The organism is Microbacterium sp. NPDC089186, assembly GCF_040685115.1.
Lineage (GTDB): Bacteria > Actinomycetota > Actinomycetes > Actinomycetales > Microbacteriaceae > Microbacterium > Microbacterium galbum.
The window spans coordinates 822,167-835,910 of record NZ_JBFBHJ010000001.1; the positions used below are offsets into that span (position 1 = coordinate 822,167).

Here is a 13,744-nt window from a genome sequence, read left to right on the forward strand (position 1 = left end):
GGCGTTTTCCGCTGATCGGGAACCGTTCTCACCGGCAGAGTGGGGCGATGGATGCCGTTTTCCACGCCCGTGTCCGCCTGGCTCCCGGCACCTCGTCCCTGCTGCCCGCAAGCGATCTGGCGGTGGTGGATGCCGAGGCCCATCGCGCCGCGGTGGCGCGATGCACCGTGACCGCCCACCTGCGAGACCGCAGCGAACCCTCCCTCACGGGCTGCCGCCCGACCTACACTTGTCGCACTTGCCGTCACCGTCGATGGGAGTTCCGTGCCTTCACCGTGGTCGCGTCCCGCGATCTCCCCCGAGACGTCGGGGCTGCTGATCGCGCGCGCCCACGATGAACTCCTCGCCGGCAATGAGGACCGTCGGCTCGCCGACGTGCGTCCGCTCGTGCAGGAATCGTGGCGGCGGTCGCTGGCATCCCTCGTCGGTCCGGAGGGACTCCCCTCGCTCGACCTCGCCAGCGAAGAACTCGACACCTACCGACGGGCCCACCCTCTCGCCGGGGTCATGGACATGGTCCGCGCCCTGCTCCTGCCCGGAACGGCTGAGGAGTCCGGAGTCGTGGTGGCCGTCGGCGATGCGGCGGGTCGCCTGCTGTGGGTGGAGGGCGACCGTCACATCCGATCGCTCACGGGTGACATGGGCTTCGTCGCGGGAGCGAACTGGGCGGAGGATGCCGTGGGCACCTCGGCCCCGGGAACCGCGCTGACCCTCGACAGGTCGGTGCAGATCCGCGGAGCCGAGCACTTCAACCGTCTCGTCCAGCCGTGGTCGTGCACGGCGGCGCCCGTCCACGATCCGGAGACGCGGCGGCTCCTCGGAGTCATCGACGTCACGGGAGGACCCGAGGCCGTCACCCCGCAGGCGCAGTTGCTCGTGGATGCCACGGCCCGGGCCATCGAGAGCGAACTGCTCGTCGCCCGATTGCGCGCGCAGCAGGCTCCTCCCCCCAAGCGCTCGACGCCGTCGCGGGCGCTGCTGCGCATCCTCGGCCGCGACCGTGCGCTGCTCGAGGCCGGCGGGTCGACACTGGAGCTCAGCGCGCGCCACGCCGAGATCCTGCTGCTGCTCGCGGTGCACCGGGAGGGACTGTCGGCTGAGGCGCTGAGTGAGGCCGTCTACGGCCACGCGGCCGTCGAGACGCTCCGCCCCGAGATGGTGCGCCTGCGCCGCGCGCTGGTCCCGGTCGCGCCGCGTCTGGTGCCGGCATCCCGGCCCTACCGCCTCCCCGATGGTCTCGAGACGGACGCGCAGCACATGCTGTCGCTGCTCGACCGGGGGGCGCATCGCGTCGCGCTCGCCGCTTATGCCGGTCCGGTGCTGCCGGACTCGGAGGCGCCGGGAGTCGTCGAGGTGCGCGAGTCGGTGCGGTCGGCTCTGCGCGAAGCGCTGATGGCCGAGGCGGGCGTCGACGTGCTGCTGGCCTACGCCGAGACCCTGGAGGGCCGCGACGACGACGGGGTGCTCCGGTTGTGCCTGTCGATGCTGCCACCGCGGTCGCCGAAGCGAGCCGGTCTGGTCGCGCGGATCGAGCGGCTCGAACGCGCCTGAGGCGGGGGCGCCGGCTTTCCACAGGCGACGCGCCGTGCGCGGGTCCGATGTCGGACCCCGTGGTTACAGTGAACATATGGACGAAAAAGCGCTCGACATCTTCTCGGCAGCCCGTGCCCGTCGCGACGTGGCGCGCATCCGCGAGGCGCTCGCCGAGGTCAAGGCCGGCGATGTCGCCCGGGTCATCGTCCGATCGCCGCGATACGGGCTCTACGCCCTCGAGGGCACGGTGCGCATCGGGGTCGGAGGTCAGCCGCTCGTGGGCGACGTGATCCTCGCGACGAGCTCCGAGATCCAGCGCATCGACCTGGGCATCGAGGCGCCGCAGCCGGCCCTCGAGGCCGACGTCGTCGACCCGTCCACGCTCCCCCACGGCACTCCCGTGCGCGTCACCTTCCTCACGCCCACCCACCAGACGTTCGCCCTCACCGGGCCGATCACCGCGGGCAATGACCGCTTCCTGCTCGTCGGCAGCTGGATCGTCGCCGACGACCGCACGATCGCTCCGCGCGTGCAGAGCATCGAGCGCCTCGACGAGGTCGACCTGCACGAGGTCAACGTGCCGCCGCTGCGCTCGGTGCTGGCCGACGCCGACGCGTAAACCGCGCTCGCGCGAACGGATGCCGTCGCCCGAGGGTCGCGGCATCGTCGTTCTCGGGTACGAGGTGAGGCTGGTCGCGTCCGGGGGCCTGTGCGGCGTCTCGGGTGGGCCCCGCTCCTCGACGGGCGGGTACGGCGCGCGCCTGCGCCGGTCTCGGTGAGACGTCAGCTGAGGCACCGCCACGCCGGTGCGGTGCCCCGTCGCCCGGCCCTGCCGTGTCGCCGCAGCGCCGGAGCGGCGAGATCACACGTTCTCTTCGAGATCACACGCCGTTCGCGCGAATAGCTCGTGATCTCGGGCGGATCATGTGATCTCGGCGCGCCCCGCCCGCGCCCCGCGACAGGTGCAACCCGATGCAACCTCCCCCGGCGTACCGTCGGCGCATCGCCGCCCGAAGCCGTCGCGGCGACTCATGACCGTCGAAGGAGACACGCATGACCATCGTCGAAGAAGGCGTCTCGAGCGTCTACGCCGCACCCGGAACCCGCGGGGCCGTCGCCGAGTACCGCTCGCGGTACGGGCACTACATCGGCGGCGAATGGGTCGAACCGCACAGCGGCGAGTACTTCGAGAACATCACCCCCGTCACCGGCAAGCCGTTCTGCGAGGTCGGCCGCGGCGACGCGCACGACATCGACAGAGCAGTGGATGCCGCGTGGAAGGCGTTCGCATCGTGGAGGAAGACCACGCCGGCCGAGCGCAGCGTCATCCTGAACAAGATCGCCGACCGGATCGAGGAGAACCTCGAGAAGATCGCCGTCGCTGAGACGTGGGAGAACGGCAAGCCGGTGCGCGAGACCCTCGCTGCCGACATTCCGCTGACCGTCGACCACTTCCGCTACTTCGCCGGCGTGCTGCGGGCGCAGGAGGGCTCGCTGAGCCAGCTCGACGAGAACACCGTGGCGTATCACTTCAACGAGCCGCTCGGCGTGGTCGGGCAGATCATCCCGTGGAACTTCCCCATTCTCATGGCGGCGTGGAAGCTCGCTCCGGCCCTCGCCGCGGGCAACTGCGTCGTGATCAAGCCCGCGGAGCAGACCCCGGCATCCCTCCTGTTCCTCTTCGACATCATCGGCGACCTGCTCCCGGCGGGCGTGGTCAACATCGTCAACGGGTTCGGCATCGAGGCGGGGGCACCGCTCGCGCAGCACAAGCGGATCCGCAAGATCGCGTTCACGGGTGAGACCACGACCGGGCGTCTGATCATGCAGTACGCGTCGCAGAACCTCATTCCGGTGACGCTCGAGCTCGGCGGCAAGAGCCCGAACGTCTTCTTCGAGGACGTGGCGCTGCGCAGCGACGACGCCTATTACGACAAGGCTCTCGAGGGCTTCACGATGTTCGCGCTCAACCAGGGCGAGGTCTGCACGTGCCCGTCGCGGTCGCTCATCCAGCGGTCGATCTACGACCAGTTCCTCGGCGACGGCCTCGAGCGCGTGAAGAAGGTCCGTCAGGGCAACCCGCTCGACCCTGAGACGATGATCGGCGCGCAGGCCTCGAACGACCAGCTCGAGAAGATCCTGTCCTACATCGACATCGGCAAGGCCGGCGGCGCGAAGCTGCTCACCGGCGGTGAGCGCGTCGACCTCGGTGGCGACCTGTCGGGCGGCTACTACGTCGCGCCGACGGTGTTCGAAGGCACGAACGACATGCGCATCTTCCAGGAGGAGATCTTCGGACCGGTGCTGTCGGTGACCTCGTTCGACGACTTCGACGACGCCATCTCGATCGCGAACGACACCCTCTACGGCCTTGGCGCCGGCGTGTGGAGCCGCAGCGGCGACACCGCCTACCGCGCGGGCCGCGCGATCGAGGCCGGGCGCGTCTGGACGAACACCTACCACCAGTACCCGGCGCACGCCGCGTTCGGCGGGTACAAGCAGTCGGGTATCGGCCGCGAGAACCACCTCAAGATGCTCGACCACTACCAGCAGACGAAGAACCTGCTCGTGTCGTACGCCGAAGGCGCGATGGGCTTCTTCTGAGCGGCCGAGCCGGGGTCGTGGCGGCGATCCCGACCCGCGTGACCCCCGGGTTCGTCCCGGGGGTCACACCCATTCCCGGATTCGAAGGAGAAGAACGGATGCCAGACCTTTCCCGCGTGGATGTGACGGATGCCGCGGCCGCGCTGCTGCGCGACTTGACGGCGAAGCACGGCCCGCTGATGTTCCATCAGTCCGGGGGGTGCTGCGATGGAAGCTCGCCGATGTGCTACCCGGTCGGCATGTTCCTCACCGGGCCGAGCGATGTGTTGCTGGGCACGGTCGATATCGGCGTGGACGATCCGATCGAGGTCTACATGTCGGAGTCGCAGTTCGAGTACTGGAAATTCACGCACCTGACCATCGACGTCGTGCCGGGGCGTGGCGCAGGGTTCTCGGTCGAGGGTCCGACGGGGATGCGGTTCCTTATCCGGTCGCGGATGCTGACGGAGGAGGAGGCGGTGGCGTTCGGGGTTCGTGCTGCTGCCGAATGATGTTGCAGCGGACAAGGCGAGCGGCTGCGGACGCCTTATCGAGCACGGGACGGGGCACCCGGGTGTCTTCCCGGGTGCCCCGTCTTAGCCCTCTGTGCCACCGGGCGTTGTGCGTTCTCGTCGATTGCGGTCTCTCAGCATGGCGGTCACGGCGTAGCCCAGACAGATGCCTGACGGTGCGAGGACGGCTTCGGGCGCGAGGGCCGCGATGCTGAAACCCGTGAGGCACACAGCACTCGCGCTGCCCCACAGGGCGCGGGCACTCCTCAGCTCGAGCGCCGCACCCGAACCCACACCGACGAAGACCGAAAGCACGGTCACGACCGCGGGGACTCGGAGGAACTCGAGGATTTCGTGCACGGCTCAGCAGGACGTCTCTCGTTCGGGGGTCACCGACGTGACCTCGCCGCTCATGGAAGGTCGCAGACAGGATCACGTGAAGATTCGCATGTGCGCATAGTGATCGGCAACGAACTTCATCACCGGGACGCGTTGTCGCCCACATGGCCGACGACAAAAGTTGGCCCGGAGGGTGACTTCGCGATGCGCTTTGGCCTGCTGCGGACACATCTGATCGCGCGTCGTTCTCGCAATTCGGCCCGCCAGTCTCATCGATGGTGCCGGGGAGGTGCACCGCCCGGGCGATGTCGCCGACAGGGCCGATATCGCCGCGTCGTGGGCGGACGCGAGTGGGCGAACGTCACCGGTAACCGGGTGAAGACAGACCCCTGACGCATCCTCGTTCGTGTGGCTCTCGCTAGCGTGTGGTGCCCCGGGGCCGGCGCCCGGTCCCCGGCCCGCCATCGAGCGGAGCGGGTTCACCGTGTGAAAGGCGCCAGATGAGGTTCAGCGTCCGGCGTCTCACTCTCGCCGTGCTCTCCCCCGTCATCGCGGCCGGTTTCGTCGCGATCCTGCTGATGCTGCTCGCGGTTGTCGCCACCGAGATGGCGACCACCATCGACATCCCCCATCTCGTCACGTACACGGGGACGAAGGACCCGACCGGGGGCGGGCGGACTCTCGTCGTCGATGGATCGTGGGCGGCCGCGATCGCGTTGGCCGGCATCGTTGCCTCCCCTCTCATCGCGCTGGCGTTGTTCCTGCCCGACTGAATGTCATTCGGACTCGTTTCGCGCGCCGAGTGAGGGCTCGAGGCGACCAGACTGGGCGGGTGCCCGCCGCGATCGATTACTCCCCGCTGACGCACCCCGTGCCCGCTCCGACGCGGACGAACACCACCGCCTACGCGGTCAGTCGTCTCGCCGAGGTGAACGGGTGGGAGTACTGCACCCACGCCGTCGCGCAGCCCCTCCCGGGCGTCGTCTTCCGCGAACCGGACGGGCGGCCCCGCTCCTCGCAACGCTCCGTCAACATCGTGCGCATTCCCGGAAGCCCATCCATCGAGATCGGCGACAGCTTCTACGCCGAGATCGCCCAGGGGAATCAGTACACCCGGACGTGGGGGTATGCCGCCGTCGACCTGGGCGTCGACGCGCCGTCGCTCACCGTCGAGGCGCGGAGTAACCGTCGGCTCTCGCCCCTCCCCGCGACTCCCGCCGGCGCCGTGCAGGACGAGCGTCATCCCGGGGTGCTCGTCGAGGCGGCCCCCGGGTCGGAACAGGATGCCGACTCCCTCCTGACCACCGAGACCGTCGCCGCTCTCGGTGATCAGACCTACCCTCTGAATCTCGAGCTCGCGGGTCGTTGGCTGTTCCTGTACGCGCCGCGGTCGCTCTCCACCGACGATGCCGAGTCGTGGAGACACGTCCTCCACACGGTCGATCTCGTCGTGCGCCGGATGCGTGAGTGGCACCCGGCGGGTGCGCACTCGCCATCCGGCACCTCGAACAGGACGCACGCCCGGGAGGCACGCGACGCGCGGGTGAACGGGCGCCGCGTCGCCTGGCAGCTCAGCCTGCTGGCGGTCGCCATGGTGGGCGGAGCCGTCGCCGCGTTGATCATCGGCGGACGCTGACGGCTCGCTACAGCCACCCCCGCTCCACCGCCACCCGCACCGCATCCGCCCGATTCCGCCCACCGGTCTTGCCGATCGCGCTGGAGAGGTGATTCTTCACCGTCCCCTCGGACAGGTGCACCGTCCGCGCGATGTCGGCGATCGAGCCGCCACCGCGCGCCGCGGCGAGCACGTCGGTCTCGCGCTCGGTGAGCGGGGAGTCGCCCTGCGCGAGCGACTCGGCCGCCAGGGCCGGGTCGACCACCCGCAGGCCGAGAGAGACGCGTCGTACCGCGTCGGCCAGCTCCGCCGCGGGGGTGTCCTTGACCACGAATCCGGACGCGCCGGCTTGCATGGCGCGCGCCAGGTAGCCGGGGCGACCGAAGGTCGTGACGATGAGGGCACGGCATCCGGGGACCTCCGAACGCAGGAGGGACGCCGCGGCGATGCCGTCGATGCCGGGCATCTCGATGTCGAGCAGGGCCACGTCGGCCTGGGAGGCGCGGGCGGCCTCGACCACGTCGTCGCCGCGACCGACCTGGGCCACGACCTCGATGTCGTGCTCGAGCCCGAGCAGGGCGGCCAAGGCGCCGCGGACCAGAGCCTGGTCGTCGGCGATGAGGAGTCGGATCACCACGCCACCTTCAGTGTGAATCCGCCGAGGTCGCCGCGACCGACGGTCAGACGGGCGCCGGAGGTCTCCACGCGCTCGCGGAGGCCCGTCAGCCCCGAACCCGTGGATGCCGCGGGCGAGGGGCCGCAGCCGTCATCGGCGACCTCGATCGACCGGCCGTCGAGCCGCACGCGGCAGGCGGTGGCTCCGGAATGGCGGATGACGTTGGTCACGGCTTCGCGCACGACCCAACCGGCGAGTTCACGGCGGTCGGCGGGCACCTGCTCCGTGGTCCCGGGGAGGTCGGCGGAGACCCCGGCGCTCTCCAGAGCGGCACGGGCGGCCGCGAGCTCTCCGCTGATGCTCACCCCGCGATATCCGTGGACCGTCGTGCGGACGTCGGAGAGCGCACCGCGCGCCAACTGCTCGATCTGGGCGACCTCGTCGCGGGCGGCCAGGGAGCCGGCATCCAGCAGTCTTCCGGCCAGCTCCGCCTTGACGGTGATCACGGTGAGCGAGTGGCCGAGGATGTCGTGCACGTCGCGCGCGACGCGGCCGCGCTCGCGTTCGGCGGCGAGTTCGGCGATCTGCTCCTGCGCGGTGCGCAGCTTCTCGAGCGTGACGATGTTCTCAACGAACGAGAACATCATGAACGACACCGAGACGATCACGGCTGCATTGAGCCCGCTGAGGAAGGTCCCGTCGTCGGCGCCGAAGAAGAACGCGCCCGCGGCCAGCGCTGCGACGACGGGGAAGACGATCGGCCGGCCCGCCCGCGAGACGGCGACGGCGACGCCGACGAACGTCCACATCCAGCGGATGTCGCCTCCGAGCCAGGGAAGGAGCGACAGGCTCAGCGCGAACAGGACCGCGGCGGGCGCCAGCCGGGTCAGGCGTCGCGGGGTGCGCCGGATCACCGGCACGGACACCAGGAAGACGCCGGCGAAGATCGCGATGATGACCGTACCGACGACATGTGCGAGCGTATCGGGCAGCTCCCACAGCGAGAGCAGGGTCGGGAACGTCCAGATCAGCGACAGTCCTGCGCCGATGAACCACCCGCGATCGCTCGGACCGAAGCCCGGAGCGCGCAGGCGCCCCGGGCCGGTCGTCGAGCTCATGTCGTTCACGATAGAGCGACTCACGACCGCCGCGTGTCGCGGCGGAAGAAGTACACCGTGCCCGCGACGAACACCGCGAGCCACACGACCGCGTTGATGAGGGCACCCAGGTCGAAGGCGTCGCCCGTCAGTGGTGCGCGAGCCAGCACGCCGATGCCGTACACCGGCGTGAGCTTGCCGATGGTCTGCAGGAAGTCGGGCATCGTCGACAGCGGATAGAACAACCCGCCGAGGAACGACAGCAGCACCACCGCCAGGCTCGTGATCTGCGCCACGTTCTCGCCCGGCACCATGTACCCCACCATGAGTCCGAGCGTGGTGAACACCGCGCCGGCCAGAAGCCAGCCCGCCACACCCGTGACGACCCACTGCACCGACGACAGTTCCACCCCGGCGAAGGATGCCACCACGTACGTCGCGACGACGGCGAGGAGTCCGAACACCATGCCCGCCAGCAGTTTGACGATCACGTTGATCAGGGGGTTCAAGGGCGTGAGGCGCAACTGCCGGGTCCACCCCTGAGCGCGCTCCACAGCGACCGCGGCGCCCGTCTGGGTCGCCGACATCATCGCTCCATACATGGCCATCGACACCATGATGTAGGCGGCCACCGACACTCCTCCGTCTGCGACCGGCGTCCCCCGAAGGGGCTCGTCGAGCATCTGGTAGCCGATGATGTAGAACATCAGCACGGGGAATGCGACGGTGAAGAACAGTGCACGCGGGTTGCGGAGCTTGCGCACGAGTTCGATGCGCAGGTAGGTGAGCGTGAAGCCGCCCAGGACGGGCGCGGAGCGGTCGAGGCTGATCGCGGTGGTCATCGGAGTGCTCCGTTCGCGGGGGCATCGACGGATGCCGGTGAGTCGATGGTCAGAGCGACGAAGACGCTCTCGAGGTTCTGGGCGCTGATCTCCAGATCGCGCGCGGCGGTGGCGGTGAGCAGGTGGCGCGCGACCACGTCGGAGTCGCGCGTGCGGATCGTCAGGCGCTCGCCGAACGTCTCGACGGAATCGACGCCGGGCAATGCCGACAGCGCCGCGAGGTCGGCATCCGGAAGTGACACCTGCACGACGCGTCCCGACACGAGGTTCTTGATCTCCGCGGTCGTCCCGTCCGCGACGATCCGTCCGCGGCTCATCAGCACGATCCGGTCGGCGTACTCGTCGGCCTCCTCGAGGTAGTGCGTCGCGAACATCACGGTGCGGCCGCGGGCGGCGTCCGCGCGAATCGCGCTCCAGAACGAGCGGCGCGCTTCGACGTCCATGCCGGTGGTCGGCTCGTCCAGGATCAAGAGGGCGGGGTCGCTCACGAGCGCCATCGCGAAGCGCAGTCGCTGCTCCTCACCGCCCGAGCAGAGGCCGACGCGTCGGTTCGCCAGGTTCCGGATGCCGGCCCGCTCGAGCGCTTCGTCGACCGGACGCTTCTCGGCGAACAGGCTCGCCGTGAGCTCGACCGTCTCGCGGACGGTGAGGTCTTTCAGAAGCCCGCCGGTCTGCAGCACGGCGGAGACGAGGCCCCGCGCGACAGCGCCGCGCGGATTGTGGCCGAACACCTCGATCGAGCCCGAGTCGGGGTTCGTGAGGCCGAGGATCATGTCGATCGTGGTGGTCTTGCCGGCGCCGTTCGGGCCGAGGAATGCCACGATCTCGCCGGGCCGGACGCGCAGATCCACGCCGCGCACGGCGTGGACGGAGCCGAAACTCTTGACGACGCCCCGCGCGTCGATCGCGGCGGGGCCGGTGGTGGAGGAGGTCATGTGTTCATGCTGTCGCCGACCCGGTCCGCGCACCCGGGGCGCCGGTCACGTCTCAGGGGTGACGTTCGTCATGGGTGGGGTCGGCCGCGGATCGCCCATCGTCGTCGTCTCGGGCGAAGGTGGGCCACGGTCCGGGTGAGGCTGTGGACAACCGCCGCGCTCGTCGCGGCGTTCTGAGTACCTTGCGGGGGTGCGGAGCTTCACGGTCACCCCCGACAACCTTCGTCGCGCGGCAGCAGGCGTCGACGCGACGGTCCACCGCGCCGAGGCCGAGACGGCCGTCGCCGATGCGCGTGACCTCGGTCACGGCGCGCTCGGCACCGCGGTGGCCGATCTCATGGAGGCGATGACGGGTGGGTGGACGGAGGCCGTCGCGCAGACCGACGATGTCGCAGACGGGCTGCGCGAATCCGCCGGTCTCTACGAGCGGTCGGAAGAAGGCGCCCAAGCGAGCATCAAAGCGTTGGGACGGCCGTCGTGAGCGGGCTCGGTTCGGCGTCCTTCCCCGAACAGCTCGTCCCGGGGTCCGTGGAGGCCGCCTATGAGGTCTCCCACGTCGCCCAGCGACGTGAGAAGGTCGCCGATGAGGCGGGAACCGACCTCCGTCGGCACATCTCGATCGACGGCTGGACGGGCGAAGGAGCCGACTCCTACGCGGCGCGCATGAGCGCCGTCGCGCAGCGGTGGGTCGAGATCGGTCAGGGTGTGGCGACGATCGTCGAACCGATGCGGACGTACGCTCTCGCGCTCCGACGGGCGCAGGGGCTGGCCGCAGCCGCGATCGAAGCGTGGACCTTCGCATCGACCTTGCCGGAGGATGCCGCACCGGCGGCGCAGGCGTTCACCTCACTCGCACGCGGGTGGCCGGTGCTGATCACCGACCCGCGGCATCAGGGTCCGGCACCGGTGACGCGGACGGAGGGGCGTCGGCGAGCCGAGGCGATGCTCGCCGACGCACGCGCCGACGTGGCGGCAGCCGGCGAGGTCGCCGCTCAGGCTGTTCGCGCGGCGATCGGGAGAGTGCGGGCACGAGGTGATGTCTGGGCCTCCGTGGGGGTCGGTCTGGGGGTCGCGACCGTCACGACGGAACGCGTCCTTGACGTGCTCCAGTCCCTCGATGCGCGGGCGTTGACGGCATTGCTGCGAGTGCGCCCCGACCTGATCGCCCGCTTGAAGCAGACGCCGCCGGAAGAGATCGCGCCGTGGTGGCGGCGGTTGACCGCCGAGCAACAGAACGTGCTGATCGCCGAGGCGTCCGGCGTCATCGGAAACCTCGGAGGTGTGGCATACGCCGCGCGTGACCGCGCGAACCGCATCGTGCTCGCGCAGGCGCTGGAGGTGGCGCGACACATCGCGCCGGATGGGTCGGATCAGGTGCGCGCGTTGGAGGCGCTGGAGAGAGCGTCGAGCGGCAACACGCTCGTTTCGCTCGTGCTGGATCAGCCGCCGTTGGCGCAGGTCGCGGTCGGGGATCTGGATACGGCGGGGCATGTGAGTGTCATCGTTCCGGGCATGGGGACCACGGTCGGCAACGACATCGAGAATTACGTCAAGTTCGCGGCTGCGTTCGCGGCCGAGCAGGTTCAGCTGGCGCAGGTAGATGGCGCCACCGTCGCGGTCGTCGCGTGGATCGGGTACCACCCACCTATGCCGAACGTGAACGCCGCAGAGGTAGCCGGTGACGCTATCGCAGAGGTAGGGGCATCCGCGCTCGCATATGACCTAAAGGGGTTGCGTGCCACCGCCGCATATGGGGCAGGCACTGATCTTTCTGTCGTCGCACACTCCTATGGAACAGACGTTGCCACTCTCGCGCTGAGGCGCGCGGCGGCCGACCATCTCGTGCTGCTCGGTTCAGCGGGAATTGCAAAGCAAGTGGGAAGTGCCTCCGACTTGAACGTGCCGGAGGGGCAGGTTTTCGCTTCGCAGGCTCAGCTCGATGGGTGGGCCCCAGTTGGGCAAGCGCTGTCGCAACGCATAGACCCCACATCCTCGGAGTTCGGTGCCCGGGTCTTCTTGTCAGACGCAGTGACGGTGGACGGGAGGGTACTTTTCGCTGTCGGAAAGCACGGTCCTTTCGGGACGGAGTCGATGCTCGACGCGAGCTACCTGACGAGTAATACCACCGCCATGTACAACGCCGCTTTAGCAACGATGGGAGACGGTGAACGACTCATTTTGGGTGGGACTCCGGGAGACAGAATCATCTCGAACGGCAAGACGTGGGAGGGCGGTGCATTTTGACCCTTAGGAGATGGGCGTTGCTGATGGCCATCAATTGCTTTGCGGGCGCAATGCTGACCGGTTGCACGTCGGGCGGGCAGGTGGGCGGGGGCCTCATGACGCCCGACGACGTCTTGCGCACGGGACACACGGTGTATTCGGCTGCTCAACAGGTCCTAGGCGCAGACGGGTGGTCGTTGGATGAGCAGTGGTATTCCTGCGGCTTGCATGATGGACGAGCCGAGGTGCAGCTGCGTCTGGATTCGCGGCTCGACGCTGCTCTCGATGACGCGCCGGAAGAGCGTGCGACACGCGTCCGAGAGGCGTGGTCGCGCTTGGGAATACACGCGACCCTGACGGTCAACTCAGAGTTACAGCCGACGCGGTACATCGTTTCTGACCCTCCGTTCCTCGCCGGAGCAAATGAGGACGGTGCCATAACCGAAATCTGGGTCGACGAAGGACTGGCATACTTCAGCTACGTCAGCCCCTGCGTTCAGGGGGACATTTTCAAGCTCCAGCCTGAGTTGAACTCATCGCGCGAAGCGACTATTAGCCCACCTTCGTCGCCCTGATCGTGTAGCTCAGCGGCATCACGGAAGGCTGTTCCGACAACGCGTATTCGCCGTCGGCGCGCAGGGTCATCCGACCGGGCAGCGCTTCCCAGGGCACACTGTCGTGCTCGATCAGGGCGTCGATGCGCAGGCCGTGCGAGAGCAGGGCGGTGACGATCTCACCGAGCCCGCGATTCCACTCGTACGTGCGCGTCGACGTGAGCGGCGCCGAGACCTCGACGTAGGTGCTGTCGTCGTCCCACTCGAGCGGAACGGGTTGCTCGAAGTACGGGAACGCCAGGGTCAGGCCCGGCAGGGTCTCGTTCATCGACCACAGCACGGGGTGCCCCTCGCGGATGTGCAGGGTTCCGCCCGGCGTCAGAAGATTCGCCACGACGCCCGCCCACTCATCGATGGACGGTAGCCAGCACAGTGCTCCGATCCCGGTGTAGACGAGATCGAACGCGCCGCGCGGGAGCACCTCGGCCGCCTTCCGCACATCCGACTGGACGAACTCGACGTCGGCGCCGGCTTCATCGGCCAGCCTGCGGGCCTCGGTCACCGCGTTCTCGGAGAAATCGAGACCGGTCACCCGGGCGCCCAGCCTGGCGAGGGACAGGGTGTCGGTGCCGATGTGGCACTGCAGGTGCACCGTGCGCTTGCCGGCGATGTCTCCCAGTAGGGGTGCGTCGAAGCGGACGACGTCGGACAGGGCCTCGGCATCGTCCACGTATCGCTGGACGCCGTAGCCCGAACCGTCTCGGGCGGCATGCAGAGTGGCGCGCTCATCCCAGTTGGCGCGGTTGGCGTCGATGAAGTCAGAATTCATGGCATCCCTTCGGCGGAATTCGAGCCTAGGGACAAGCGCCGACGGTGTCGCCTCGTGACGGCGGGA

14 protein-coding genes are annotated in these 13,744 nt (G+C 68.9%); 9 read left to right on the forward strand and 5 right to left on the reverse strand.

Annotated elements, in window-relative coordinates; all coding sequences use genetic code 11:
- The first annotated feature begins 264 nt into the window (after window positions 1-264).
- The 6 genes from AB0N82_RS03925 to AB0N82_RS03950 all read left to right on the forward strand — a co-directional run bounded on the left by AB0N82_RS03925 (window position 265) and on the right by AB0N82_RS03950 (window position 6,603).
- Complete coding sequence (locus AB0N82_RS03925; protein WP_363388364.1) at window positions 265-1,551, forward strand: GAF domain-containing protein; 1,287 nt, start codon at window positions 265-267, stop codon at window positions 1,549-1,551.
- Window positions 1,552-1,627: 76 nt separating this feature from the next.
- Entirely contained in the window at window positions 1,628-2,152 is a 525-nt protein-coding gene (locus tag AB0N82_RS03930; RefSeq protein ID WP_363388367.1) for a hypothetical protein, read from the forward strand.
- Window positions 2,153-2,586: 434 nt separating this feature from the next.
- A complete protein-coding gene (locus tag AB0N82_RS03935) occupies window positions 2,587-4,137 on the forward strand; it encodes an aldehyde dehydrogenase family protein (RefSeq protein ID WP_363388371.1) in 1,551 nt (516 codons plus the stop codon).
- Window positions 4,138-4,235: 98 nt separating this feature from the next.
- Window positions 4,236-4,628 carry a DUF779 domain-containing protein gene (locus AB0N82_RS03940; protein WP_315994598.1) on the forward strand — a complete coding sequence of 131 codons (393 nt, stop codon included), beginning with the start codon at window positions 4,236-4,238 and terminating at the stop codon, window positions 4,626-4,628.
- An 839-nt stretch (window positions 4,629-5,467) separates the two neighbouring features.
- Entirely contained in the window at window positions 5,468-5,740 is a 273-nt protein-coding gene (locus AB0N82_RS03945) for a hypothetical protein (protein WP_363388375.1), read from the forward strand.
- A 59-nt stretch (window positions 5,741-5,799) separates the two neighbouring features.
- Window positions 5,800-6,603 carry a hypothetical protein gene (locus AB0N82_RS03950; protein WP_363388378.1) on the forward strand — a complete coding sequence of 268 codons (804 nt, stop codon included), beginning with the start codon at window positions 5,800-5,802 and terminating at the stop codon, window positions 6,601-6,603.
- 7 nt (window positions 6,604-6,610) lie between these two features.
- Here the strand turns inward: AB0N82_RS03950 and AB0N82_RS03955 are convergent, their stop codons facing one another.
- Genes AB0N82_RS03955 through AB0N82_RS03970 form a run of 4 tightly spaced genes read right to left on the reverse strand, consistent with a single transcriptional unit; the run spans window position 6,611 to window position 10,072 of the window.
- Entirely contained in the window at window positions 6,611-7,216 is a 606-nt protein-coding gene (locus tag AB0N82_RS03955) for a response regulator transcription factor (RefSeq protein WP_363388381.1), read from the reverse strand.
- Window positions 7,213-8,316, reverse strand: a complete 1,104-nt coding sequence (locus tag AB0N82_RS03960) for a sensor histidine kinase (RefSeq protein WP_363388384.1) — start codon at window positions 8,314-8,316, stop codon at window positions 7,213-7,215. The genes AB0N82_RS03955 and AB0N82_RS03960 overlap by 4 nt, the downstream gene beginning before the upstream one ends.
- Window positions 8,317-8,336: 20 nt before the next feature.
- A complete protein-coding gene (locus AB0N82_RS03965) occupies window positions 8,337-9,137 on the reverse strand; it encodes an ABC transporter permease (RefSeq protein ID WP_363388387.1) in 801 nt (266 codons plus the stop codon).
- On the reverse strand, window positions 9,134-10,072 hold the full coding sequence (locus tag AB0N82_RS03970) for an ABC transporter ATP-binding protein (protein WP_363388390.1): 939 nt from the start codon (window positions 10,070-10,072) through the stop codon (window positions 9,134-9,136). Before AB0N82_RS03970 ends, AB0N82_RS03965 begins: the two co-directional genes overlap by 4 nt.
- Before the next feature lie 190 nt (window positions 10,073-10,262).
- Between AB0N82_RS03970 and AB0N82_RS03975 the strand changes: the two genes are divergently transcribed.
- The 3 genes from AB0N82_RS03975 to AB0N82_RS03985 are packed head-to-tail and all read left to right on the forward strand — an operon-like array spanning window position 10,263 to window position 12,870.
- A complete protein-coding gene (locus tag AB0N82_RS03975; protein ID WP_363388393.1) occupies window positions 10,263-10,553 on the forward strand; it encodes a type VII secretion target in 291 nt (96 codons plus the stop codon).
- A complete protein-coding gene (locus AB0N82_RS03980; protein ID WP_363388395.1) occupies window positions 10,550-12,316 on the forward strand; it encodes an alpha/beta hydrolase in 1,767 nt (588 codons plus the stop codon). The genes AB0N82_RS03975 and AB0N82_RS03980 overlap by 4 nt, the downstream gene beginning before the upstream one ends.
- 17 nt (window positions 12,317-12,333) lie before the next feature.
- Entirely contained in the window at window positions 12,334-12,870 is a 537-nt protein-coding gene (locus tag AB0N82_RS03985) for a hypothetical protein (RefSeq protein WP_363388398.1), read from the forward strand.
- Here the strand turns inward: AB0N82_RS03985 and AB0N82_RS03990 are convergent.
- Window positions 12,848-13,678, reverse strand: a complete 831-nt coding sequence (locus tag AB0N82_RS03990; RefSeq protein ID WP_363388401.1) for a class I SAM-dependent methyltransferase — start codon at window positions 13,676-13,678, stop codon at window positions 12,848-12,850. The genes AB0N82_RS03985 and AB0N82_RS03990 overlap by 23 nt on opposite strands.
- Window positions 13,679-13,744 lie beyond the last annotated feature (66 nt).